Origin of the sequence: Streptomyces sp. NPDC058662 (genome assembly GCF_042716255.1) — a bacterium.
In the GTDB taxonomy this organism is placed as follows: domain Bacteria; phylum Actinomycetota; class Actinomycetes; order Streptomycetales; family Streptomycetaceae; genus Streptomyces.
In genome coordinates this window covers 1-23,802 of record NZ_JBHXRU010000045.1, presented here as the reverse complement: position 1 = coordinate 23,802, position 23,802 = coordinate 1, and the positions used below count along the sequence as shown (strand labels likewise).

Sequence of the window (23,802 nt, the reverse complement as noted above, 5' to 3'; positions counted from 1 at the left end):
CTCCTTCCAGTCGCCCCTCCCGGATCGTGCCGGGCCCGCGGCGCCCGCCGCCGGATCACGGCGCCGGCAGGACGACCACCTCGGCCGGGGCGAAGGCCACCGCGACCCGGTCCCCCGCCGCCGGCGCCCCGGCCAGTGCGCACTCGGCCTCCAGCTCCGGTCCGCGCTCCGGCCGCAGCAGGAGCGCCACGTGCGTCCCCCGGAAGGTGCGCGAGCGCACCTCGCAGGCGAGCCCGTCCTGCGCGAGCAGCACTCCGGCGGGCCGGACCAGCAGCTGCCGCTCCCCCTCGGGGGACCCCGCGGGGACCGGCACCTCACCCCACGGGGTGGCCGCCGCGCCGCCCGCCACCGTCGCGGGGACCACGTTGTCGAAGCCCAGGAACCGCGCCACGAACTCGGACGCCGGGCGCTGCCACACCTCCAGCGGGGTCCCGGCCTGCGCGATCCGCCCGTCCCGCATCACGACCACGCGGTCGGCCAGCGCGAAGGCCTCGCCCTGGTCGTGGGTCACGGCCAGCACGGTCGTCCCCAGCCGGGAGAACAGCCCCCGCAGCTCCACCACGAGCCGCTCCCGCAGCCCCCGGTCCAGCTGCCCCAGAGGTTCGTCGAGCATCAGCAGCCGGGGCGACGGCGCGAGCGCCCGGGCCAGCGCGACCCGCTGCTGCTCGCCGCCCGACAGGGAGGCCACGGCCCGGCCCCGCGCCCCGGGGAGCCCGACGAGCTCCAGCAGCTCCGTGACCCGCGGTCCGTACGAGGCCCTCCCCGCGCCGCGCATCCGCAGGCCGAAGGCCACGTTGGCGCCGACGTCCCGGTGCGGGAACAGCTGGTGGTCCTGGAACATCAGGCCCAGGCCCCGCCGGTGCACGGGCACGCCGGCCTGGTCGGCGCCGCCCAGCAGCACCCGCCCGCCGGACACCGGCTGGAGCCCGGCGACGACCCGCAGCAGCGTGGACTTCCCGCTGCCGCTCGGACCGAGCACGCACACGATCTCGTGCTCGGCGACCGCGAGGTCCACGGCGTCCACGACCGCCCGCGCACCGAAGCGGACCGACACCCCTTCCAGCTGAAGCAGGGTCATCAGAACTCTCCGGAGGTCTTGTCGGGCCGCAGCCGCTCCAGCGCCAGCAGGGCCGCCGCGCACACCAGCATCAGGATCGTGCTCAAAGCCATCGCCTGCCCGTAGTTCAGCTCTCCGGCCCGCCCCAGCAACCGCGCCACGGCCACCGGCAGCGTCGGCCGGTCCGGCCGCGCGATGAAGACGGTCGCCCCGAACTCGCCGAGGGAGACCGCGAACGCGAACCCGGCCGCGATCAGCAGGGCCCGCCGCACCAGCGGCAGGTCCACCTCGCGCCACGCCCGCAGCGGCGAGGCGCCGAGCACCGCGGCCGCCTCCCGCAGCCTGCCGTCGACCGCGCGCAGCACCGGCAGCATGGTGCGTACGACGAACGGGACGCCCACCAGCGCCTGGGCCAGGGGCACCAGGATCCACGAGGTCCGCAGGTCGAGCGGCGGCTCGTCCAGGGTGATCAGGAAACCGAAGCCGACGGTCACCGCGGACACCCCCAGCGGGAGCATGAGCAACGCGTCGAAGCCGCGCACGAAGCGCCCGGCGCGCCGCGTCAGCGCCGCGGCCGCGAGCCCCCCGACGAGCAGGGCGATGGCCGTGGCGGCCAGGGCGTACTGGAGGGAGTTCCAGATCGCCTCCAGCGGCGGTACGAGGAAGGTCCCGCCGCCGGCGCCCGCGTCCCCCAGCGCCCGGTAGAAGCCGAGCCCGTACCCGCCGGGAGCGTCGAGGGACCGCTCCACCAGCACCGCGAGGGGCAGCACGATGAGCAGGGCGACCGTCAGCAGCACACCGCCCAGCAGCGAGCGCTGGGCCCAGCCGCGCGGCCGGTGCGCCGTACGCCCCGGATCCACGAGCCTCAGCGCGGTCTCCCGCCTGCGCACCGTCCAGGCGTGCACCGCGAGGATCCCGCCGACGGCGGCGAACTGCACCATGGTCAGCACGGCCGCCGTGGGCAGGTCCAGGAGCTGCGCGGTCTGCCGGTAGACCTCCACCTCCAGGGTGGAGTACGCCGGTCCGCCGAGGATCTGCACGACGCCGAAGGAGGTGAAGGTGAACAGGAACACCATCACCGAGGCGGCGGCGACGGCCGGGACCAGCGCCGGCAGCGTCACGCGCCGCCACGCCGCGAACCGGCCGGCGCCCAGCACCCGCGCGGCTTCCTCCTGGCGCGGGTCGAGCTGCGCCCAGAGGCCGCCCACCGTCCGCACGACCACCGCGTAGTTGAAGAAGACGTGGGCGAGGAGGATCGCCAGGACGGTGGTGTCGAGCCGGACCCCCCACAGCTCGTCCAGCAGCCCACCGCGGCCGACCAGCGCGAGGAAGGCGGTACCGACCACCACGGTGGGCAGCACGAACGGCACGGTCACCAGGGCCCGCAGCAGTTGCTTGCCGGGGAACTCGAAGCGCGCGAACACGTACGCGGCGGGCAGCGCGACCAGCAGGGTCAGCGCGGTGGAGGCGAGGGCCTGCCAGGTGGTGAACCACAGCACGTCGGCGATGTCCGGGCGGCTCAGCACCTCGCCGATCCGGCCGAACTGCCACCCGGCGCCGGTCTTGAGCCCGCGCCCGACGATCGCGGCGACGGGCCACGCGAAGAACAGCCCGAAGAAGGCGAGGGGCAGCGCCATCAGGGCGAGGCGCGCGGCGGTCGCCCGCCCGGCCTCGCCCGATGCGGGCGCGGCGCCCCCCGGCGCCGCGCCCGGGTCCTCGGTCCCGCCTACTTCACGACGAGCGAGGTCCACGCCTTGACCCACTGCTCACGGTTCTGGGCGATGGCGTCCGGAGCGACGTTCTCCGGCTTGTCGATCACCACACCGTGCTTCGTGAAGATCTCCGGCAGCACCGCGTTCGCCGTCACCGGGTTCACGAACATCTGGAGCGGCATGTCCTCCTGGAACTTCTTGCTGATCAGGAAGTCCAGCAGGGCCTTGCCGCCCTCCGGGTTACCCGCGCCCGCCAGCAGGCCCGCGAACTCGACCTGGCGGAAGCAGGTGCCGGTGGCGACGCCCGTCGGGGCCTCGGCCGGCTGCGGCTCGCCGTACAGCACCTCGACCGGCGGGCTGGAGGCGTAGGAGACGACCAGGGGCCGGTCCCCCTTGGCCTTCCTGCCGCCCGCGGAGCCGGAGAAGCGCTCGTTGTAGGCCTGCTCCCAGCCGTCGACGACCTCGACGCCATTGGCCTTGAGCGCGGTCCAGTAGTCCTTCCAGCCGGCCTCGCCGTACTTGCCGACGGAGGCGAGCAGGAATCCGAGGCCGGGCGAGGAGGTCGCGGCGTTCTCGGTGACGAGCAGGTTCTTGTACTCCGGCTTGACCAGGTCGTCCAGCGTCTGCGGCGGGGCGAGCTTCCGGTCGGCGAAGTACTGCTTGTCGTAGTTGACGCAGATGTCGCCGGAGTCGACCGGGGTGACCCGGTGCTGCTTGTCGAGGTGGTACTCCGGCTTGACCTCGCCCAGCCCCTCGGCCTCGTACGGGGTGAAGATCCCGTTGTCGAGGGCGCGCGAGAGCAGGGTGTTGTCCACGCCGAAGAACACGTCGCCGCGCGGGGACCCCTTGGTGAGGATCTCCTGGTTCAGCGCCGTGCCCGCGTCCCCGGACTTCAGGACCTTGACGGTGTAGCCGCTCGCCTGCTCGAACTCCTTGAGGACCGTGTCGGTGGCGTTGAAGGAGTCGTGGGAGACCAGGGTGACGGTCTTGGACTTCGGGGCGTCGCTCCCGCCCGCCGGCTTGTCCTTGGCGTCGCCGCCGCAGGCGCTGAGCGTCGTGACGCCCAGCGCGGCCGCGAGCGCGGCGCCCGCGATCTTCTTGGTGGTGCTCACTGGTGATTCCTCCTGGGATGTCCAGGAGAAGACGCGGCCCCGCCCGGCGCTCTGGTATGAGCGGACGCCGGGCAGGGCGCAACAGCTTGAGTGATGACCGAACTTCCTACCCCGAATGACCGGGGCGAGGTTCAGAGGGTCTGCGGTGACGGTTACCGCACTCTCAGCGCTGTGGCGCTCCCCTGTCGGAATATGCAATTGGTTCGGCCACAGGGTACCCCGTGGCCGAATCGGGACGGCCCGAGCCGGAACCTAACGCTCCGAGGCGGCCAGCTGACCGCACGCGCCGTCGATCTCCTGGCCGCGGGTGTCCCGTACGGTGACGGGCACGCCGTGCCGGGCGATGGCCTCGACGAAGGCCTTCTCGTCCTCGGGGCGCGAGGCGGTCCACTTAGAGCCCGGCGTCGGGTTCAGCGGGATCAGGTTGACGTGTACGCGCTTGCCCTTGAGCAGCTTGCCCAGCAGGTCGCCGCGCCAGGCCTGGTCGTTGATGTCACGGATCAGGGCGTACTCGATGGAGATCCGGCGGCCGGACTTCTCGGCGTACTCCCAGGCCGCCCCGAGCACCTCGCGGACGTTCCAGCGGGTGTTCACGGGGACCAGGGTGTCGCGCAGCTCGTCGTCGGGCGCGTGCAGCGAGACGGCGAGACGGCACTTGAAGCCCTCGTCGGCGAACCGCAGCATCGCCGGGACCAGGCCGACCGTGGAGACGGTGATGCCGCGCTGCGACAGGCCCAGGCCGTCGGGCTCCGGGTCCGTGAGGCGGCGGATGGCGCCGACCACGCGGTTGTAGTTGGCGAGCGGCTCGCCCATGCCCATGAAGACGATGTTCGACAGGCGGGCGGGGCCGCCCGGGACCTCGCCGTCACGCAGGGCGCGCATGCCGTCGACGATCTGGTGCACGATCTCGGCGGTGGACAGGTTGCGGTCCAGACCGGCCTGGCCGGTGGCGCAGAACGGGCAGTTCATACCGCAGCCGGCCTGCGAGGAGATGCACATGGTGACCCGGTCCGGGTAGCGCATCAGCACGGACTCGACGAGCGTGCCGTCGTGCAGCTTCCACAGGGTCTTGCGGGTGGTGTCGTCGTCGCAGCTGATGTGGCGCAGGACGTTCATCAGGTCCGGAAGGAGCTCCTGCTGGAGCTTCTCGCGGGAGGCCGCGGGGATGTCCGTCCACTCGGCCGGGTCGTGCGCGTAGCGCGCGAAGTAGTGCTGGGAGAGCTGCTTGGCCCGGAAGGGCTTCTCGCCGATCGCGGCGACCGCCTCGCGGCGCTCCTCCGGCGTGAGGTCGGCGAGGTGCCGGGGCGGCTTCTTGGCCCCGCGCGGGGCGACGAAGGTGAGCTCTCCCGGAACAGGGCGGGCCATGGCAGGTACTCCTCGTAAGACGAAAGGCGCGCCGCAGAAGCAGCGCGCCCTTCAAGAGTAACCGTTTGGGCGGAATCAGCCCGTGCCCACGAAGGCGGCCAGCAGCAGCCAGACCACGGGGGCCGTCGGCAGCAGGGAGTCCAGCCGGTCCATGATGCCGCCGTGTCCGGGCAGCAGGGTGCCCATGTCCTTGATCCCCAGGTCCCGCTTGATCATCGACTCGCCGAGGTCGCCCAGGGTGGCGCTGACCGCGACCGCGAGGCCCAGCACCAGGCCCTGCCACCAGGCGCCGCCGTCGATCAGGAACTCCATGCACAGGGCTCCGGCCGCCATCGCGAAGGCGACCGCGCCGAAGAGTCCCTCGCGGGTCTTGCCGGGACTGATGCGCGGCGCGAGCTTGGTCCTGCCGAACCGCCAGCCGACGGCGTACGCCCCGGTGTCGCTGACCACGGTCAGCACCAGGAAGGTGACCACCCGCTGCGGTCCGTCGTCGGCGGTGAGCAGCATCGTGACGAAGGTCGCCAGGAAGGGCACGTAGAACGCGGCGAAGACACCGGCGGTGACGTCCCTGAGGTAGTCCTCGGGCGGCTCTGTCATCCGCCACACCAGGACCGCCAGCGCGGTCAGCGCCATGGCGACCCAGGTGCCTTCGGCCCCCCGGACGTAGCCGGCGATGACCATGGCGGCGCCGCCGATCGCCAGCGGGACCAGCGGGGCCTTGATGTTCTTCTGCTCGTGGAGCCTGGAGGTGAGCTCCCACAGGCCCACGACGACCGCCACGACGACCACGCCGACGAAGACCGCCTTGACGACGAACAGCGACGCGAAGACCACCGCGCCCAGGCCGACGCCGACCCCTATGGCCGCGCGCAGGTCCCGTCCGGCGCGCTTCCTGGGCGGCGGTGGGGACGCGTCCTGCGGCTGCGGGGGCGGGGGGCTGGGCATGGGCTCCTGCGACGGCGTCTCGGCGCGGAAGAGGGGGCCGCCGTCCGCGGCGGCCCCCCGATCGCGTGCTTCCCGGTCGTCGAAGTCACGGCCGGCGGCATCGGGCACGATGGGCATGGGCCGAGTGTGCGGGCCCACCCGCGCATCGTATGCGGGACCCGCCGGAACCGGCTCCGGCTGCCAGGAAGTGTCGTTCATCAGACTTCGAGGAGCTCGGCTTCCTTGTGCTTGAGGAGCTCGTCCACCTGCGTGACGTACTTCGCGGTGGTGTCGTCGAGCTCCTTCTCCGCGCGGCGCACCTCGTCCTCGCCGGCCTCCTTGTCCTTGACGAGCTTGTCAAGGGCGTCCTTCGCCTTGCGGCGGATGGAGCGGATGGAGACCTTGGAGTCCTCGGCCTTGTTCTTGGCGACCTTGATGTACTCCTTGCGGCGGTCCTGCGTCAGCTCGGGGAAGGTCACCCGGATGATGCTGCCGTCGTTGCTGGGGTTGACGCCCAGGTCGGAGTCGCGGATCGCCTGCTCGATGTTGCGCAGGGCGCTCTTGTCGAACGGGGTCACGATCGCCATGCGCGGCTCGGGGACCGAGAAGGAGGCGAGCTGGTTGATGGGCGTGATGGCGCCGTAGTAGTCCGCCACGATCTTGTTGAACATCGCCGGGTGCGCACGGCCGGTGCGAATCGCGGCGAAGTCCTCCTTGGCGACGACGACGGCCTTTTCCATCTTCTCCTCGGCCTCGAGGAGGATCTCTTCGGTCACCACGTGCTCCTGCATGTCTTGAATGGATGGTTCAGGCTGGCGGGACGGGCGGGTCCGGTCCGGGCCGGGTCCGGCGACGGACGGCTCAGGACCTGGTTCCCTGGTCGCTGACGAGCGTGCCGATCTTCTCACCCTTGACCGCGCGGGCGATATTGCCCTCCGCGAGCAGTTCGAAGACGAGGATCGGCAGCTTGTTGTCACGGCACAGCGTGATGGCCGTGGCGTCCGCGACCTTGAGGTCGCGGGAGAGCACCTCGCCGTACTCCAGCGCGTCGAACTTCACCGCGTCCGGGTTCTTCTTCGGGTCGGAGTCGTAGACCCCGTCGACACCGTTCTTGCCCATGAGCAGGGCCTCGGCGTCGATCTCCAGGGCGCGCTGGGCGGCCGTGGTGTCGGTGGAGAAGTAGGGCATGCCCATGCCGGCGCCGAAGATGACGACGCGGCCCTTCTCCAGGTGCCGTACGGCGCGCAGCGGAATGTACGGCTCGGCGACCTGGCCCATGGTGATGGCGGTCTGCACGCGCGAGTCGATGCCCTCCTTCTCCAGGAAGTCCTGGAGGGCGAGGCAGTTCATGACCGTTCCGAGCATGCCCATGTAGTCGGACCGGGCCCGGTCCATGCCGCGCTGCTGGAGCTCGGCGCCGCGGAAGAAGTTTCCGCCGCCGATCACGATGGCGATCTCCGCACCGTCGCGGACCACCGCCGCGATCTCACGTGCGATGGCGTGGACGACGTCGGGGTCGACGCCCAGTCCTCCGCCACCGGAGAAGGCCTCGCCCGACAGCTTCAACATGAAGCGGCGGCCCTTCTTCTTCTGGTCGCTCTTGTCGTCGGAAGCGGTGTGGTGGTCCACGCCCTGATTCATGGAGATCTCCTCGTGCACATACGAAGAAGGCCATTGCCGGTGGGTCCTCGCGGTTCCCTCTACGGCAATGGCCTCCTCGTCAGATCTGCGGTCGTCCTGCGCGAGCGCGGACGACTGCCTCAGACCCTACCGGGGTCCGGTGTCCGTCGCGTACGGACGGACTCAGATGCCGACCTTGATGCGGCTGAAGCGCTTCAGGGTGACACCGGCCTCGTCCAGAATCTTCTGGACGGACTTCTTGTTGTCCAGCGCGTACGGCTGGCCGAGGAGGGTGGCCTCCTTGAAGAAGCCGTTGACGCGACCCTCGACGATCTTCGCGATGGCGGCCTCGGGCTTGCCCTCCGCGCGGGTAACCTCTTCGGCGATGCGACGCTCGGACTCGACCTTCTCGGCCGGGACGTCATCGGCCGACAGCCACTGCGGGGCGAACGCGGCGATGTGCTGCGCGACGCCGCGGGCGACCTCGGCGTTCTCCTTGTCGAGCTCGACCAGGACACCGATCTGGAACGGCAGGTCGGGCATCGTGCGGTGCATGTACGAGGTCACGTAACCGCCGGTGAACTGCGCGAAGCGGTCCAGGACGATCTTCTCGCCGAGGTTGGCGTTGGCCTCGTCGACGAAAGCGGTGACGGTCTTGCCGGGCTCGATCTCGGACGCGAGCAGCGCCTCGATGTCGGCCGGGGACGTGGCGGCGACGTGCGCGGCCAGCTGGTTGGCGACGGCCAGGAACTTCTCGCCCTTGGCGACGAAGTCGGTCTCGCACTTCAGCTCGACGATGACACCGGAGGTGTTGTCGTCGGCGATGAGGGAGACGACCGCACCGTTCTCGGCAGAACGGCCCTCGCGCTTGGCGACGCCCTTCTGACCCTTGATGCGGAGCGCTTCCATGGCCTTGTCGACGTCACCGTCGGCGTCCACGAGCGCGTTCTTGCAGTCCAGCATGCCGGCGCCGGTGAGCTCGCGGAGCTTCTTGACGTCAGCGGCGGTGTAGTTCGCCATGAGTCTGTGATTCTCTCTCGAAGTCGTAGATCTACGGGTGAACGGCGGAGGCGCCGCGCCCTCGGGCGCGGCTCCCCCGCCGTCATCGTCCGTACTGGGAGTGCCCGGCGCGTGAACGCCGGGCGCCCTCAGCGGGTCAGGCCTGCTCGGCCTCGGCGGCCGGGGCCTCGGTGGCGTCGGCGGCCGGGGCGTCGGCGGCCGGAGCCTCGGCGGCCGGGGCCTCCGCGGCGTCGGCGGCCGGGGCCTCGACGGTCTCGGCGGCCGGAGCGGCCTCGGCGTCGTCGGCCTTCTTGTCGCCCTCAAGCAGGTCGCGCTCCCACTCGGCGAGCGGCTCGGCGGCGGCCTTCTCGCCCGGCTTCGAGTCGCCGGTCGCAGCGCCGGAGCGGGCGATGAGGCCCTCGGCGACGGCGTCGGCGATCACGCGGGTGAGCAGGGTGACGGAGCGGATCGCGTCGTCGTTGCCCGGGATCTTGTAGTCGACCTCGTCGGGGTCGCAGTTGGTGTCGAGGATCGCGACGACCGGGATGTGGAGCTTGCGCGCCTCACCGACGGCGATGTGCTCCTTCTTGGTGTCGACGATCCAGACGGCGCTGGGGACCTTCGACATCTCGCGGATACCACCGAGGGTCTTCTCCAGCTTGGTCTTCTCGCGGGAGAGGACCAGGAGCTCCTTCTTGGTGAGACCCGAGGCGGCGACGTCCTCGAAGTCGATCGCCTCAAGCTCCTTCAGACGCTGGAGGCGCTTGTAGACGGTCGAGAAGTTGGTGAGCATGCCACCCAGCCACCGCTGGTTGACGTACGGCATACCCACGCGCGTCGCCTGCTCGGCGATGGCTTCCTGAGCCTGCTTCTTGGTACCGACGAACATGATGGAGCCACCGTGCGCGACGGTCTCCTTCACGAACTCGTAGGCGCGGTCGATGTACGACAGCGACTGCAGCAGGTCGATGATGTAGATGCCGTTGCGCTCCGTGAAGATGAAGCGCTTCATCTTCGGGTTCCAACGACGGGTCTGGTGACCGAAGTGGACGCCGCTTTCCAGCAGCTCCCGCATCGTGACGACGGCCATGGCCATCTCCTTGGTTTCTCGGTTTGGTTCCTGACGCCCCGCCGCGCCCTGCCCCATGAGGGACCGAGAGGCGCTGCCACCTGGCCGTTTCCGGCTGGTGGCGGGGCGTGCGAAGTCGACCCGGTGACCCGGATCGCCACAAGAAGTGTACGGGACCCGGCGGTGTGCCGGGTGACGCCGTTGTCCACAGTGCGCGCCCTGTCCACAGGCCGGGCGGGGGGCGCGGGGCGGGGCGGGACGCTGGGCCCATGACGACACTTCTGCTCGGCCTCGTGCTCGTACTCGCCCAGCTCTCCGGCGCCGGTGCCGGTGCCGATGTCGGTGCCGGTGCCGATGTCGGTGCCGGTGCCGGTGCTGCCGGGGTCCGCCCGCTGCCCGCGCCGCTGGTGGTGGCCCGCTGGTGGGACCCGCCGCCGACGCCGTACGCGGCCGGCCACCGCGGGGTGGACCTGTCCGCGCCGGTGGGAGCGCGGATCCGCGCGGCCGGCGCGGGCCGGGTGCACTTCGCGGGTCCGGTCGCCGGGCGCGGGGTGCTCTCGCTCTCCCTGCCGAACGGCCTGCGGACCACCTACGAGCCGGTACGCGCGCTGGTCGCCGAGGGCGAGGAGGTGGCGGCGGGGCAGGTGGTGGCGCTGCTCACCGAGGGGTCCCACTGCCCGTCCCCGTGCCTGCACTGGGGCCTCCTGGCGGGCGAGGAGTACCTCGACCCGCTCGCACTGCTCCTGCGTCCGACCCCCCGCCTGCTCCCGGAGCCCTGACCGGCGGTCCGGGCGTCAGCCCCGGACGCCCCGCAGGGCCATGGCCACGGCGGCCTCGGTCACGACGGCCGGGTCCTCCGCCGCGCCCAGCTCGATGCGCCGGACGGCCGCGTCCACCACACCCTGGAGGAGCATCGCGGCGAGCCGGGGCTGCTCGTGCCCCAGCGCGGCGAGCGCCTCGACGATCATCGCCACCAGGCCCCCGTGCGCGGCGCGGATCTTCTCCCGCGCCCCGGCGTCCAGCTCGCTGGCGGAGATCGCCACCACGGCCCGGTGCCGACGGTCGCCGACCAGCTCCAGCTGGCTCCGCACGTAGGCCTCGATCTTCACCTCGGGCGCCTCGGCCCGCTCCATCGCCGCCTCGATCTCGGCGGCCCAGACGGGGAAGTCCACGGCGCACAGCTCTTCGACCACCGCGGCGCGGGACTTGAAGTACTCGTACACGGAGGACCGGGCGAGCCCGGTCCGCTCCGCCAGGGCGGGGAAGGTCAGGGCTTCGGTCCCGCCTTCGGACAGCAGGGAACGGGCGGCGTCCAAGAGGGCGCCGCGCTGCATCGACCGGTGCTCGGCCACGGAGGCCGCTCGAATCCTGGGCACGCGTCCACTCTACGGAGGTACCGCAAGGTCACCGGCCGACGTCCGCCAGCTTGGCCCGCAGTTGCAGCACCGACTTGGTGTGGATCTGGCTGACGCGGCTCTCGGTGACGCCCAGCACGTGACCGATCTCGGCCAGGGTCAGGCCCTCGTAGTAGTAGAGGGTCACCACCGTCTTCTCCCGCTCGGGGAGCGTGTTGATGGCCCGCGCCAGCAGGCGCCGCAGCTCCCGGTCCTCGGCCACCTCGACCGGGTTGTCGGCGGCGGTGTCCTCCAGGGTGTCCATCAGGGAGAGGCGGTCGCCGCCCTCTCCGCCGGCGTGCAGCAGCTCCTCCAGGGCGACCACGTTGGCGAGGGACAACTGGCTGAAAACCGCGTGCAGGTCTTCCACGCCGATGCCCATCTCGCCCGCGACCTCGCCCTCGGTCGGGGTGCGCCGCAGCTGGGCCTCCAGCGTGGCGTAGGCCCGCTCCACGGCCCGCGCCTTCTGCCGGACCGAGCGGGGGATCCAGTCCAGCGCGCGCAGCTCGTCGATCATCGCGCCGCGGATGCGGGTGATCGCGTACGTCTCGAATTTGATCGACCGCTCGATGTCGAACTTCTCGATGGCGTCGATCAGCCCGAAGACTCCGGAGGAGACGAAGTCCGCCTGCTCCACGTTGGGCGGCAGGCCCACGCTGACCCGGCCGGCGACGTACTTCACCAGCGGCGAGTAGTGCAGGATCAGCTGCTCCCGGAGCCGCTCGTCGCCCGACTCCTTGTACGAGCGCCAGAGCGTCTCCAGGGACGAGGGCGCGGTGGACCGCACGCTGCCGCGGGCAGCGGGGGGCACCGCAGCGCGGTCAGACCCTGAGGTGTGCTGGGGCATGCTTCGCCTTTGCCGGAGCCGGATTCCTTGGGAGCGTAGCGTGACGGAAGTGTCGCGGTGCGCGAAGAGTACGGGATCGCGCGGGGGCGCAGACGCGCCGCGGCTCGCGCGGGCCGCCCGGGACCGGCGCCTGGCGCACGGTCCCGGCGACTGCCGCCGGGAGGACCGCCTCTTTCATCGGTTTCACTCTTTCACCGGAACTCCCCAGGTCAACGACCGCCTCGCCGGGCGGCCCCGGATTGCGTGCCCGGGTGAGGGGTGCTCCGGACCAACTGCCAGCCGTCGCCCTGCCGTTCGACGAACCCCAGAGAGTGAAGTTCGTACAGTCTGCCGATGACTTCATCGGTGCCGGTGCCGGAGGCAAGTGCCAGGTCCGCGGGCCGGGCGGGCCGCCCGGCCGGCAGCGCTTCGAGCACCCGTGCCGTGTCGGGATGCAGCAGGTCCCGGGCGAGCACGGGGCCGCGCCGCTCGGGGGCCAGGTCGCCCATGGAGCCGACGAGTTCGGCGACCTCGGCCGCGTCCGTGACGAGTACGGCGCCGCTCTCGCCGCGCAGCAGTTCGTGCACCCCCGCCGAGAGACCGCTGGTGGCCGGACCGGGCACGCCCATGACGAACCGGCCCAGTGTGCGGGCCCGCCGGGCGGTGACCAGGGAACCGCTGCGGTGGGCCGCCTCCACCACGACCGTGCCCCGGGTGAGGGCGGCGATGACCCGGTTGCGCAGCACGAACCGGCTGGGTGTCGGATGGCTGCCCGGCGGCAACTCCCCCAGCAGCAGCCCCTGTCCGGCGATCCGGCCGAGGAGCCCGGCGTGCCCGCGCGGGTACGGCACGTCCACCCCGCAGGCCAGTACGGCCGCCGTGGCGCCGCCCGAGGCGAGGGCGCCCCGGTGCGCGGCGCCGTCGATCCCGAAGGCCGCCCCGGAGACCACGACCCAGCCCCGCTCGGCGAGCCCGGCGGCCAGGTTCTGCGCCATGTGCGCGCCGTACGGGGTGCAGGCGCGTGCCCCCACGACGGCGACGGAACGCAGCGCCCAGGTCCGCAGGTTGGGCAGGCCCCGCAGCCAGAGCCCGACCGGTCGGGCGTCGCCGAGGTCGTCGAGCTGCGTGGGCCACTCCGCGGACCCGGGGCAGACGAACCGGCAGCCCGCCCCGGCGGCCCGGGCCAGATCCCGCTCGGGGTCGGCGAGGGCGGCCCGCCTGCGGTACCCCTCGAACCGCTCCCGCCCCACCCCCGCACCGGCGGGCGGATCCGCCCCGGGACCGGTCAGCAGCCCTATCAGTCCCGCCGCCCCGTACTCCCGCAGCCAGCGCCCGCCGCGCTCGTCCCCCGGCTCCAGCACCCGGGTCAGCGCGGCCCGCGCCAGCAGCTCCGGGTCCGACCCCCCGCTGCCGAGCGCCGGCCGGTCCGCCTCCCGCTCAGCTGCCACCTCCCGCTCCCCGGTCACCTGCTCCCGCTCCCCCGGCACAACCTCCCGCCCTTCCGTCACCCGCTCCCGCTCCCCCGGCAGCGCCTCCCGTTCCGCCGTCACCCGCTCCCGCTCCCCCGTCGTCGCCTTCCGCTCCCCCGTCACCTGCCTCTGCTCCCCCGGCAGCGCCTCCCGTTCCGCCGTCATGACGGGGCTCCCGCCGCGGTCGCCGCGCCCCGTGCGACACCCGTCCGCAGTTCCAGCGCGAGGGCCACGTCCGGCGTCTCGGGCCGGCTCCCGCCCCTGAGGTCGGCCACGGTCCAGGCGACCCGCAGCACCCGGTCCAGGCCCCGCGCGGTGAGCAGCCCCCGCTCCAGGTCGCGCTCGGCCTGCGCCAGGGCGCCCGGTCCCGCCGGCCACCGGGTGCGCAGTTGCTGACCGGGCACCTCCGAGTTGAGCCGCCAGGGGGTCCCGGCGAGCCGGTGCGCCGTGCGGTCCCTGGCCTCCCGCACGCGCTCGGCGACGACCGCCGTCGACTCACCGCGCCCGCCCCGGCCCAGGAGGTCGGAACGGGTCACCGGTTCGACCTCCACCCGCAGGTCCACCCGGTCGAGCAGCGGACCCGACAGCCTCCCCTGGTAGCGGCGGACCACCGCGGGCGGGCACTCGCACCCGTGCCCGCGCAGGGTGTGGCGTCCGCACGGGCACGGGTTCGCGGCGAGGACCATCAGGAACCTGGCCGGCAGCCGCACCACCCCGGCGGCGCGCGCGATGACCACATGGCCCGATTCGAGGGGCTGGCGCAGGGCGTCCAGCGCCCGGCCGTGGAACTCGGCGGCCTCGTCCAGGAAGAGCACGCCCCGGTGGGCGAGGGAGACCGCTCCGGGCCTGGGGACGCCGTTCCCGCCGCCCACCAAAGACTGCATCGTCGCGGAGTGGTGCGGGGCGCAGTAGGGCGCCCTGGTGACCAGGGGTTCCCCCGGCGGCAGGATTCCCGCGACCGAGTGGACAGCCGTCACCTCCACGGAGTCCTGCCGGGTGAGCGGCGGCAGCAGCCAGGGCAGCCGCTCGGCGAGCATGGTCTTGCCCGCGCCGGGAGGTCCGCTGAGGAAGAGGTGGTGCCCGCCGGCGGCGGAGACCTCCAGCGCGCGCCGCGCGCCGTGCTGCCCGGCCACATCGGCGAGGTCGGGCAGGTCGTGCGGCTCTCCCCCCTGGCGCCCCGGGGCCAGCCCCGTGCCCAGCCCGGCTCCCGGCAGGAGGAGCCCGGCCAGCATCGGGTCCGGACGGCCGGGCGGAGCGGCGCTCTCCTCCTCCGGGAGCACGCCGCCGGTCAGGACCGCGATCAGCTGGCGCAGGCTGCGCACGCCGAGGACCGCGACGTCGGGCACGAGCGCGGCCTCGGCCGCGCACTGCTGCGGCACCACCACCTGGCGGTAGCCCGCCTCCGCCGCGGCCAGCACGGCGGGCAGGATGCCGCGGACCGGACGCACCCGGCCGTCCAGACCCAGCTCGCCGATGAGGACGAGGTCGGCGATGGCCCCCGGATCCACCACCTCGGCGGCGCCCAGGACCGCCGCGGCCACGGCGAGGTCGAAGCCGGCGCCCGATTTCGGCACGGAAGCCGGACTGAGCCCGACGGTGAGCTTCTTCTGCGGCCAGGCCGCCCCCGAGTTGACGACGGCGGCCCGCACCCGGTCCCGGCTCTCGACCAGGGTCTTGTCGGGCAGTCCCACCAGGGTGAAGGCCGCCACCCCCGGCTCCAGGTCGGCCTGCACCTCCACGACCACGCCGTCGACGCCCACCAGGGCCACCGAGCAGGCCCGCGCGAACCCCATCAGGCCGCCCCCCTGACGTGCTCCACCAGGGGCGCGCCGCGCGCCGGCAGCAGGACTCCGACCAGGTCGATGCGCACCCCGCCCGGGGGCGGCCCCCCGTGGTCCGCGAGCCACCGCCCGGCGAGGCGGCGCAGCCGCTCGGCCTTGCCCGGCCGCACGGCGGCCATGGGATGCTCGAAGACTCCCGCCCGGCGGGTCTTGACCTCGCAGACGACGAGGGCGTCCCCGTCCCGGGCGACGATGTCGATCTCCCCGCTCCGGCACCGCCAGTTCCGTGCGATCACGGTCATCCCGGCCTCGGTCAGCCGCCGGGCCGCGAGCTCCTCGCCGTACCGCCCCAATGCCTGCTGTGCCACGCCCTTCGCGTTCATCCGGCACCACCTCCGGCACCGACGATCCCGCGTCCCGGCCCACCCCGTGGATCACAGTGGACAACCCGGGTGTTGTGGAAAACCCCGTCACCCTTGCGGGTGCGGGGCTCCGGATGGCACGGGCAGGGCGCGGGCCGCGCCTCAGCTCCCGGGCAGTTCGAGGTCGCTCTTGTTGAGCTCCTCGATGTTCACGTCCTTGAAGGTCAGCACGCGGACCTGCTTCACGAAGCGGGCCGGCCGGTACATGTCCCAGACCCACGCGTCGGCCATCGAGACCTCGAAGAAGACCTCCCCCTGGACCGAGTGCACCTGCATCTCGTAGTCGTTGGTGAGATAGAAACGACGTTCGGTCTCGATCACGTACTTGAACAGCCCGACGACGTCGCGGTACTCCCGATAGAGCTTCAGCTCCATCTCGGTCTCGTACTTTTCGAGGTCCTCGGCACTCATGGCATGTTCCCCTTCAGCCGTGCGTCCCCCTATTGTGCGCCAGGCCCGTGCGCCCCTAAACGATTTCCGGGGCCAGGACCACCGGCGCACCCGGAGGGCCGTCGTCGAGCAGCGATCGGAGCAGCTCGGCGAGTCTGGTCGGGTACACCGTCTCACGGGCCGCCAGAAGTTCCTCGGAGGTCCACCACCTGGCTCCGGTGACACTGCGTCGCTCCAGCTCGGTGAGGCCGGCGGGCTCGGTCGCCGTCTGCGCGGTGCGGGCGAGGAAGTACCACTCGTCCTGCTCCCAGCGCCGGCCGTCGAAGGGGAAGGCGCAGTACCGGTGCCAGAGCACCGGCCCCAGCTCCACCTCTGTGATCCCCGTCTCCTCCGCGAGCTCCCGCAGCGCGGCCTGCTCCCGGGTCTCGGCGCCCTCCAGCCCTCCGCCCGGCGTGAACCACCAGTCGTCCGCCGGATCAGCCGGCTCGAAGCCGTGCAGCAGCAGGATCCGGTCCTCGGGGTCCAGCAGGACCACCCGGGACACCTTGCGGGGCCCGCCGGGCGCGGGCGGCTCAGCGGACACCGGCCCGCTCCCGCCGCCCGCGCCCCAGGAGCCGTACGAGGGGCCCGTACGCGGACCCGAGCAGCACCAGGGCGGCTCCGCCCAGCACCGCCGCCAGCTGGAGCCGCAGCGGCCCGGGCCGGGAGGTGCCGCCGGGCAGGGCGGCGTACGTGCCCGGGCGCTCGACAGCGGTCGGGGAGGGCCAGACCAGGGCGTCGACGCGGGCCTGGACGGCCGACCGGGGCACCGTGCCCTGTCCCGCCTCCTGGAGGTGCGCCCGCGAGTCCACGGAGGCGTTCCGCCGGTCGCCCAGGAGGAAGAGGTTCCCCTCGGGAACGGTCACCTCGAAGGGGGTCCCGGTGGCGGGGGGAGTCAGGGACGGCGGGGCCGGAGCGGTCCCCGCCGCGGGGTCGGTCCCCGCGGCGCCCCCCGCGGCGGGGGCCGCGCGGTCGATGTACGACTCGTCGAGGGCGGTGCCGTTCACCGTCAGCTCGCCGCCCGCGCCGCAGCACTTCACGGTGTCGCCGCCGATGCCGACGACCCGCTTGACCATGGGTGAATCGCTCCACTGGGAATCGGTGAAGACGACCACGTCCCCGCGCCGCACCTCACCGCCGTCGATGCGCTCCGCCAGCACTCGGTCGCCGGGCCGCACGGTGGGCGCCATCGAATCGGTCGGCACGGTGTAGGGCCGGTAGACGAGCGCCCCCCACACGAAGCCCCCGAGGAAGAGCGCGAAGCCGATGGCCACGGCCACCCCGGACAGGACGTGCCCGGGACCGCCGCGGCCATCGGTGCCACGTGTACGACGTGTCGTTATCGTTCCGCCCATTGCAGCGCCCCCACCTTCGGAGATCGTCGACCTGGGCGGCACCCTACCGGGCGGTAGTCCCGCCGGTCAGCCTCCGCCGCCGCCACAGGACGAGCGGCACCGCTCCCGCGAGGCCCAGCGCGGCGGGTCCGAGCCCGACCGGCGCGAGGCCGGCGGCCCCGAGGCCGAGCGCGGTCGCCGCGGCCTGGTCGCCGATGCCCGGCTGGTCGAAGGTGTCCGGCACCGGCAGCGTGGACCAGCGGGTGACCGGCCACGCGACCACCACGGCCCGCCCGACGACCTTGTCGACCGGAACGAAGCCCTGGGTGGAGTCCTGCATGTGCCAGCGGGAGTCCTGGGAGTTCTGGCGGTGGTCGCCCATGACCCAGATCTTGCCCTGGGGCACGGTGATCGGGCCGAAGGGGGCGTCGTCGCACGCGGTGTTGCCGGGGAAGATGTACGGCTCGTCCAGCTCCTTGCCGTTGAGGACGACCGGCCCGCCCTTCTTGCACTCGACCGTGTCCCCGCCGATCGCGATGGTCCGCTTGATCAGGTCCTTCTCCTCGGCGGACGGCATCAGGCCGATCCAGCTGAGGGCCTTCTGCGCGATGTTCTGCTCCGGGGTGGGCTCGCCGGACAGCCAGTTCGCCGGGTCGTGGAAGACCACGACCTCACCGCGCTCGGGCTCGGAGCCGAACCACGGGGTCAGCTTGTCGACCAGCACCCGGTCGCCCCGCTGCAGGGTGTTCTGCATCGAGTCGGACGGGATCGAGAACGCCTGCACCAGGAAGGTCTTGATCAGCAGGGCCAGCAGCAGCGCGATACCGATGAGGAGCGGCAGCTCCTTCCAGAACGAGCGGTGCGCGTGCGCCGCGGTACCGCCGTCCTCGGCCTCGCCGTCGACGGCGTCGTCCGGCCGCTCCTCGCCCTCGTCGCGTCCGGATCGTGCGCCCACGGCCACATCCCCCACATCCACTCCTCACTCGCGAATCGCCGCCCGCGCCGGATCGGGTACGGGCCCTCCCCTCCCTTAACGAGCGGGAGTTCCCTAAGGCGCGGGAGACCCGGGACACACTATGCGAACGCCGTGCCCCGGCGGCGCCGACGGCTGCCGCGCCCCTCGCGTCTGGCCTGGTCGGGCACCATCAGGAAGGTCGCCGGCTGCTCCAGCCGCTGCCAGTGCGCGTAGGGCCAGGCGATCACGACGGCCTCCCCGACGACCTCGTCCTCGTCGATCGTGCCCTGGAAGTCCTCGTCGAGGTGGAAGCGGGAATCGGCCGAGTTCGCGCGGTGGTCGCCCATCACGAAGATGCGCCCGGCGGGCACGGTCACCTCGAAGCGGATCTCCGAGGGGGCGTTGCCCGGGTTCACGTACGGCTCGTCGAGCGGCGACCCGTTGACGGTGACCCTGCCCTTGCCGTCGCAGCAGCGGACGGTGTCCCCGCCCACGCCGATGACGCGCTTGATCAGGTCCTGCTCGTCGGCCGACGGCAGCAGCCCGATGAAGGTCAGCACCTGCTTGACCTGCTTGACCCCCACCGGGTCGGGCGCGGGGCGGGCCGCGTCCTTCGCGAGCCAGCCGCCGGGGTCCTTGAAGACCACGACGTCGCCGCGCTCGATCTCGGCGCCGAACCACGGGGTCAGCTTGTCCACGAGCACCCGGTCGCCGATCCGGATGGTCTGCTCCATCGAGCCCGACGGGATGAAGAAGGCCTGTACGAGGAAGGTCTTGAGCACCAGGGCGATGCACAGGGCGACGACGACCAGCAGCGGCAGTTCGCCGGCCCGGCGCGTGCGGCGGCGCCGGCGCACCCGGCGGGCCGTGCGGCGCCGTTGGGCCCGGCCGCCCTCGACCACGGCGGGTTCCGGCTCCGGCTCCGGCTCCGGTTCGGGCTCCCGTCCCGGCCGGGGCCGCCCTCGGCTACCCATGCCCGCCCCCGGTACGGCCGCCGCCGGCGGAGCCCCACCGCGACACCGGCCAGCCGATCCAGTCGGCCCGCCCGATCACCTTCTCCACCGGCACCATCCCCCCGCCCGGTTCGCCCAGGTGGTCCCGCGAGTCCCGGGACTGGGAACGATGATCACCCATCACCCACAGGGTCCCAAGGGGTACGACGATCCGGAAGGGCACCTTCGAGGCCGTGTCGCCGGGGTACAGGTACGGCTCGTCGAGCGCGACGCCGTTGACCTCGATCCGGCCGTCCGCGTCGCAGCACACCACGTCGTCGCCGCCCACGCCCACGACCCGCTTCACGAAGTCGGTGTCGGAGGGCTCCGCGAGGCCGAGCGCCGACGCCGCGCCGTGCAGGGCCTCGCCGATCGCGTCGCCGCGGGCGGGCTCGCGCACGAACGACCCCGTGCCGTCGAAGACCACCACCTCGCCACGGCGCGGCTCGTCGCCGTGACGGTACGCCTGCTTGTTGACCAGCACCCTGTCCCCGACCCGCAGCGTCGGCTCCATCGAGCGGCTGGGGATCAGGAACGGCTGGACCAGGAATTCGCTGACCAGCAGCAGGGCGACGGCGGCGGCGATGCCCAGCACGCCGGCCCGCCGCCACGACAGCGCCGGCCACGACAGCCTCCGCCACGAGGGCGGAAACGCGACACGCGGCCGCCCCTCCCCCTTGCCGGGGGAGGAGTGGCCGCGTGTCGGGTGAGGTGCTTCGGTGTCCATCGGGGGCGAGCCTATCCGGCCGCCCCCGGAACCCGGAGGGGACCTCAGTTGTCGCGCTTCTCCTTGATCTTCGCGGCCTTGCCGCGGAGCTCACGGAGGTAGTACAGCTTGGCGCGGCGCACGTCACCGCGGGTGACGAGCTCGATCTTCTCGAAGATCGGGGAGTGCACCGGGAAGGTACGCTCCACGCCGACGCTGAAGGAGACCTTGCGGACCGTGAAGGTCTCGGAGACACCGGCGCCCTGGCGACGGATGACGACGCCCTTGAACTGCTGGATACGGGAGCGGTTGCCCTCGATCACGCGGACGTGGACGTTGACGGTGTCACCCGGGCGGAAGGCCGGGACGTCCGAGCGGAGCGCGGCGGCGTTGACGCCATCGAGCAGGTGAGACATGTTCTTCGTCTGCTTTCTTCGCACGACGCCACAGGTCGCCGGGCGGGTTTCCGGAGAGAATTCGGGAGCTGTGGCGACCGCGGGCGACGATCCCCCTGTGGCAGGGGCGCTCGTGGGCGTACAGCAGCCGCCTATTCTTCCACGGCTCGCGGCCTGCACCAAAATCGGCCGTCCGCGGAGGGCCGCCAGCCCAGGATGCTGAGGATCTCGCGGTCCTTCTTGTCGAAGGCACCGGCCTCGCAGCGCTCGATGAGGTCCGGCCGGAACCGGGCGGTCCGGCGGAAGGCCTCGTCGCGGCGCCACCGGGCGATCTTCCCGTGGTGGCCGCTGAGCAGCACCTCCGGGATGTCCCGCCCGCGCCATACCGGGGGCTTGGTGTAGACGGGCCCCTCCAGCAGGTTGGCCATCCCACCGGGCGCGAAGGAGTCGTCGCGGTGCGACTCGGCGTTGCCGAGCACACCGGGCAGCAGCCGGGCCACGGCCTCGGTGACCACCAGGACGGCGGCCTCGCCGCCCGCCAGGACGTAGTCGCCGATGGAGACCTCGTACACCGGCATGCGCGTCGCGTACTCGTCCATGACCCGCCGGTCGATGCCCTCGTACCGGGCCGGCGTGAAGATCAGCCAGGGCCGCTCGGAGAGTTCGACGGCCAGTTCCTGGGTGAACGGGCGGCCGCTGGGGGTGGGCACGACCATGACGGGCCCGCGCGCCCCCGACTCGTAGCCGTCGGCCAGCGCCGTATCGAGGGCCTCGCCCCACGGCTCGGTCTTCATGACCATGCCCGGACCGCCGCCGTACGGGGTGTCGTCGACGGTGTTGTGCCGGTCGTACGTCCACTGCCGCAGGTCGTGGACGTGCACGTCGAGCTCGCCGCGGGCGCGGGCCTTGCCGACGAGGGAGACGTGCAGGGGCTCCAGGTACTCGGGGAAGATCGTGACGACGTCGAGACGCATCAGGACCCTTCCTCCGCGTCCCTCGCGGAAGCGATCTCCGCGCGGTCGTCGATCAACCCGGGCGGCGGCGTGATGACGCAGCGCTGCTCCTCCAGGTCGATCTCGGCGACGATCTCCTCCACGAAGGGGATCATGACCTCGGTCCCGTCGGGCCGCTCCACGATGAAGAGGTCCTGCGAGGGCAGGTGGGAGATCTCGGTGATCCGGCCGATCGCGGTGCCGTCCGCCAGGACCACGTCGAGGTCCATCAGCTGGTGGTCGTAGTACTCGTCGGGCTCCTCGGGGAGCTCCGCCGGGTCCACCTCGGCGATCAGCAGGATGTTGCGCAGCGCCTCGGCGCCGGTGCGGTCCTTGACGCCCTCGAAGCGCAGCAGCAGCCTGCCGCTGTGCACCCGGCCCGTCTCGATGGTCAGCGGTCCCGCCGACTCCGGCTCGGTCCGGAGCACGGCGCCGGGGCCGAGCCGGAGCTCGGGCTCGTCGGTCCGCACCTCGACGGTGACCTCACCCTTGATGCCGTGGGCGCGGCCGATCCGCGCGACTACCAGCTGCACTGTTGCCTCTCCTGTTCAGACGACGACGGGCCGGGGCGGGCACGTGTGCCCTCCCCGGCCCGTGCCGGTGTTTCAACTGCTCAGCGGACCTGGTCCACGTCGACGAGGTCGACGCGGATCCCCCGGCCGCCGATGGCGCCCACGACGGTACGCAGGGCACGTGCGGTGCGGCCGTTGCGGCCGATCACCTTCCCGAGGTCGTCCGGGTGGACCCGGACCTCAAGCACCTGCCCGCGGCGCAGGTCGCGCGAGGCGACCTGCACGTCGTCGGGGTTGTCCACAATGCCCTTCACGAGGTGCTCAAGAGCCTCCTCGAGCATGCTCAGGCCTCGGTCGACTCGGCGGCGGCCTCAGCCTCGTCCGCCTTCTTGTCGGCCTTCTTCGCCTTCTGCGTGATGGCCTCGCCCTTGGCGTCGCCACCCTCAAGGGCCTTGGCGAACTCGTCGAAGGAGCGACGCTTGTTCTCCTTCGTGGCCGGCTGCAGCAGCGGCGCGGGGGCGGGGAGGCCCTTGTGGGCCTGCCAGTCACCGGTCAGCTTCAGGATGGCGAGCACAGCCTCGGTGGGCTGGGCGCCGACCGACAGCCAGTACTGCGCACGCTCGGCGTTGACCTCGATGCGCGACGGGTTGTACGTCGGGTGGTAGATACCGATCTCTTCGATCGCGCGACCGTCCCGGCGGGTGCGGGCGTCGGCGACGACGATGCGGTAGTGCGGCTGGCGAATCTTGCCGAGGCGCTTGAGCTTGATCTTGACTGCCACTGGAGTGGTGTCTCCTGAACTTGACGTGGTTGGGCACATGAGATGCCACGTGGGGTTGCGGTACTCGGATGCCCGATGGACGCGTCAGCCGGAGGAGAGAGGGGTCCTATGCGACTGTCGAGTACAGCTAGCCATTGTGCCATACGCCCGTGCCGCCCCCGGCCGTGCGGGTCGGCCCGCGCCCCTCACCGCCGTCAGGAGGCCGCCGCCGTGGCGACCTCGGGGATGCGGAAGGGCTTCATGCAGCCGCCGCACACGATCGGTGCCTGGGCCAGGACGGAGGGCACGACCCGTACGTTGCGCCCGCAGTCGCAGACGGCCTTCACCCGCACGCCGCCGCCGGAGGAACCGTGCCGGGCGGCCGGTCCGCGGAAGCTGCGCTTGGTGTCCGCCGCCGTCGCGGCCGTGTGCGCCTTCAGGGCGCGCTGCAGCCGCTCCATGGTGGGGCGGTAGCGCTTCTTCGCCTCGGGGTTGAGGGTCACCAGGGAGAAGCCGCTGCTCGCGTGCGGCTCGTCGGAGTGGTCCAGCCCCATCTCCTCGGCGATCGCGAGGAATCTGCGGTTGTGGTAGCGGCCGGCGCGCGAGGTGTCGCGGACTCCGCGCGCGGCGGCGATGCCGTGGACTGCCTCGTGCAGCAGTCGCTCGAAGGAGAGCTCGGCGCCGCAGGCGGACGAGGACTCTCCGATCAGGGACTCGGGCGCGGCAAGGTCAGGCAGCTCGGGGTGGTACCGCTGAATATCGGCCCACGCCTGCGCCAGCTCTGCGGCGAGAACAGGGGGTGTCGTGCTCACGTCGTGACAACGAGCCGAGGTGCCCCGGTGTTCCGATTCCGGGCCATTCCAAATTTTTTGCACGTACCAGTCAGTTCAGTCTGATGCGTCCCGACGAGGACGGGTGCGTCGATCCCAGGAGGACTCGGTACGTAACGACGACTACGCCCCGGCGCGCGGCTGGTG

General features: G+C 72.3%; 27 protein-coding genes and 1 riboswitch. Of the genes, 1 reads left to right on the top strand and 26 read right to left on the bottom strand.

The window, feature by feature from the left end; genetic code table 11:
* Window positions 1-55 precede the first annotated feature (55 nt).
* The 9 genes from ACFWUQ_RS17765 to rpsB all read right to left on the bottom strand — a co-directional run bounded on the left by ACFWUQ_RS17765 (window position 56) and on the right by rpsB (window position 9,879).
* Window positions 56-1,078, bottom strand: coding sequence for an ABC transporter ATP-binding protein (locus ACFWUQ_RS17765; RefSeq protein ID WP_384538753.1), 1,023 nt, complete (start codon window positions 1,076-1,078; stop codon window positions 56-58).
* Entirely contained in the window at window positions 1,078-2,694 is a 1,617-nt protein-coding gene (locus ACFWUQ_RS17760; RefSeq protein ID WP_384538788.1) for an ABC transporter permease, read from the bottom strand. The genes ACFWUQ_RS17765 and ACFWUQ_RS17760 overlap by 1 nt, the downstream gene beginning before the upstream one ends.
* 89 nt (window positions 2,695-2,783) lie before the next feature.
* Entirely contained in the window at window positions 2,784-3,881 is a 1,098-nt protein-coding gene (locus tag ACFWUQ_RS17755; RefSeq protein WP_384538751.1) for a thiamine ABC transporter substrate binding subunit, read from the bottom strand.
* Window positions 3,882-3,966: 85 nt separating this feature from the next.
* Window positions 3,967-4,075: riboswitch (TPP riboswitch) on the bottom strand.
* Between the two features lie 58 nt (window positions 4,076-4,133).
* Window positions 4,134-5,246, bottom strand: coding sequence for a 23S rRNA (adenine(2503)-C(2))-methyltransferase RlmN (rlmN, locus tag ACFWUQ_RS17750; protein WP_330298818.1), 1,113 nt, complete (start codon window positions 5,244-5,246; stop codon window positions 4,134-4,136).
* Window positions 5,247-5,321: 75 nt separating this feature from the next.
* Entirely contained in the window at window positions 5,322-6,389 is a 1,068-nt protein-coding gene (locus tag ACFWUQ_RS17745) for a phosphatidate cytidylyltransferase (RefSeq protein WP_384538749.1), read from the bottom strand.
* Entirely contained in the window at window positions 6,389-6,946 is a 558-nt protein-coding gene (gene frr, locus ACFWUQ_RS17740) for a ribosome recycling factor (RefSeq protein WP_384538747.1), read from the bottom strand. The genes ACFWUQ_RS17745 and frr overlap by 1 nt, the downstream gene beginning before the upstream one ends.
* An 85-nt stretch (window positions 6,947-7,031) precedes the next feature.
* Window positions 7,032-7,811: a UMP kinase gene (gene pyrH / locus ACFWUQ_RS17735; RefSeq protein ID WP_384538746.1), complete on the bottom strand. Its 780-nt coding sequence runs from the start codon at window positions 7,809-7,811 to the stop codon at window positions 7,032-7,034.
* Between the two features lie 162 nt (window positions 7,812-7,973).
* On the bottom strand, window positions 7,974-8,810 hold the full coding sequence (gene tsf / locus ACFWUQ_RS17730) for a translation elongation factor Ts (RefSeq protein ID WP_384538745.1): 837 nt from the start codon (window positions 8,808-8,810) through the stop codon (window positions 7,974-7,976).
* A gap of 136 nt (window positions 8,811-8,946) precedes the next feature.
* Complete coding sequence (gene rpsB, locus ACFWUQ_RS17725; RefSeq protein ID WP_384538743.1) at window positions 8,947-9,879, bottom strand: 30S ribosomal protein S2; 933 nt, start codon at window positions 9,877-9,879, stop codon at window positions 8,947-8,949.
* 248 nt (window positions 9,880-10,127) lie between these two features.
* Here rpsB and ACFWUQ_RS17720 point away from each other — a divergent pair, with 248 nt between their 5' ends.
* Window positions 10,128-10,637, top strand: a complete 510-nt coding sequence (locus tag ACFWUQ_RS17720) for a M23 family metallopeptidase (RefSeq protein ID WP_384538742.1) — start codon at window positions 10,128-10,130, stop codon at window positions 10,635-10,637.
* A gap of 15 nt (window positions 10,638-10,652) precedes the next feature.
* On the opposite strand, the gene ACFWUQ_RS17715 is transcribed toward ACFWUQ_RS17720, so the two are convergent.
* From ACFWUQ_RS17715 to ACFWUQ_RS17635, 17 genes are all read right to left on the bottom strand, one after another.
* Window positions 10,653-11,210 (bottom strand): TetR/AcrR family transcriptional regulator, encoded by a 558-nt coding sequence (locus ACFWUQ_RS17715; protein ID WP_384538787.1) that lies wholly within the window; start codon window positions 11,208-11,210, stop codon window positions 10,653-10,655.
* Window positions 11,211-11,262: 52 nt separating this feature from the next.
* Window positions 11,263-12,099, bottom strand: coding sequence for an RNA polymerase sigma factor WhiG (gene whiG / locus ACFWUQ_RS17710; RefSeq protein WP_384538740.1), 837 nt, complete (start codon window positions 12,097-12,099; stop codon window positions 11,263-11,265).
* Between the two features lie 209 nt (window positions 12,100-12,308).
* Window positions 12,309-13,712, bottom strand: coding sequence for a DNA-processing protein DprA (gene dprA, locus ACFWUQ_RS17705; protein WP_384538739.1), 1,404 nt, complete (start codon window positions 13,710-13,712; stop codon window positions 12,309-12,311).
* Window positions 13,709-15,340, bottom strand: a complete 1,632-nt coding sequence (locus ACFWUQ_RS17700; protein ID WP_384538737.1) for a YifB family Mg chelatase-like AAA ATPase — start codon at window positions 15,338-15,340, stop codon at window positions 13,709-13,711. The genes dprA and ACFWUQ_RS17700 overlap by 4 nt, the downstream gene beginning before the upstream one ends.
* Window positions 15,340-15,711 carry a YraN family protein gene (locus ACFWUQ_RS17695; RefSeq protein ID WP_384538736.1) on the bottom strand — a complete coding sequence of 124 codons (372 nt, stop codon included), beginning with the start codon at window positions 15,709-15,711 and terminating at the stop codon, window positions 15,340-15,342. Before ACFWUQ_RS17695 ends, ACFWUQ_RS17700 begins: the two co-directional genes overlap by 1 nt.
* A gap of 141 nt (window positions 15,712-15,852) precedes the next feature.
* Window positions 15,853-16,161: a DUF2469 domain-containing protein gene (locus tag ACFWUQ_RS17690; RefSeq protein ID WP_005311352.1), complete on the bottom strand. Its 309-nt coding sequence runs from the start codon at window positions 16,159-16,161 to the stop codon at window positions 15,853-15,855.
* A 55-nt stretch (window positions 16,162-16,216) separates the two neighbouring features.
* Window positions 16,217-16,723: an NUDIX hydrolase gene (locus tag ACFWUQ_RS17685; protein ID WP_384538735.1), complete on the bottom strand. Its 507-nt coding sequence runs from the start codon at window positions 16,721-16,723 to the stop codon at window positions 16,217-16,219.
* Window positions 16,713-17,534 (bottom strand): signal peptidase I, encoded by an 822-nt coding sequence (gene lepB / locus ACFWUQ_RS17680; protein WP_384538734.1) that lies wholly within the window; start codon window positions 17,532-17,534, stop codon window positions 16,713-16,715. Before lepB (ACFWUQ_RS17680) ends, ACFWUQ_RS17685 begins: the two co-directional genes overlap by 11 nt.
* Window positions 17,535-17,577: 43 nt before the next feature.
* Window positions 17,578-18,474, bottom strand: a complete 897-nt coding sequence (gene lepB / locus ACFWUQ_RS17675) for a signal peptidase I (RefSeq protein WP_384538786.1) — start codon at window positions 18,472-18,474, stop codon at window positions 17,578-17,580.
* A 113-nt stretch (window positions 18,475-18,587) separates the two neighbouring features.
* Entirely contained in the window at window positions 18,588-19,442 is an 855-nt protein-coding gene (gene lepB / locus ACFWUQ_RS17670; protein ID WP_384538732.1) for a signal peptidase I, read from the bottom strand.
* On the bottom strand, window positions 19,435-20,187 hold the full coding sequence (lepB, locus tag ACFWUQ_RS17665) for a signal peptidase I (RefSeq protein ID WP_384538730.1): 753 nt from the start codon (window positions 20,185-20,187) through the stop codon (window positions 19,435-19,437). The genes lepB (ACFWUQ_RS17670) and lepB (ACFWUQ_RS17665) overlap by 8 nt, the downstream gene beginning before the upstream one ends.
* Before the next feature lie 44 nt (window positions 20,188-20,231).
* Window positions 20,232-20,582: a 50S ribosomal protein L19 gene (gene rplS / locus ACFWUQ_RS17660; protein WP_031144161.1), complete on the bottom strand. Its 351-nt coding sequence runs from the start codon at window positions 20,580-20,582 to the stop codon at window positions 20,232-20,234.
* 131 nt (window positions 20,583-20,713) lie between these two features.
* Entirely contained in the window at window positions 20,714-21,535 is an 822-nt protein-coding gene (gene trmD / locus ACFWUQ_RS17655) for a tRNA (guanosine(37)-N1)-methyltransferase TrmD (protein ID WP_384538729.1), read from the bottom strand.
* On the bottom strand, window positions 21,535-22,086 hold the full coding sequence (gene rimM, locus ACFWUQ_RS17650) for a ribosome maturation factor RimM (protein ID WP_384538727.1): 552 nt from the start codon (window positions 22,084-22,086) through the stop codon (window positions 21,535-21,537). Before rimM ends, trmD begins: the two co-directional genes overlap by 1 nt.
* Before the next feature lie 80 nt (window positions 22,087-22,166).
* Window positions 22,167-22,406, bottom strand: coding sequence for an RNA-binding protein (locus ACFWUQ_RS17645; protein WP_150517622.1), 240 nt, complete (start codon window positions 22,404-22,406; stop codon window positions 22,167-22,169).
* 2 nt (window positions 22,407-22,408) lie between these two features.
* The gene (gene rpsP / locus ACFWUQ_RS17640) at window positions 22,409-22,846 is read right to left on the bottom strand and encodes a 30S ribosomal protein S16 (protein WP_384538725.1); all 438 of its coding nucleotides are present in this window, start codon (window positions 22,844-22,846) and stop codon (window positions 22,409-22,411) included.
* 194 nt (window positions 22,847-23,040) lie between these two features.
* Window positions 23,041-23,637: a hypothetical protein gene (locus tag ACFWUQ_RS17635; protein ID WP_249768004.1), complete on the bottom strand. Its 597-nt coding sequence runs from the start codon at window positions 23,635-23,637 to the stop codon at window positions 23,041-23,043.
* Window positions 23,638-23,802 lie beyond the last annotated feature (165 nt).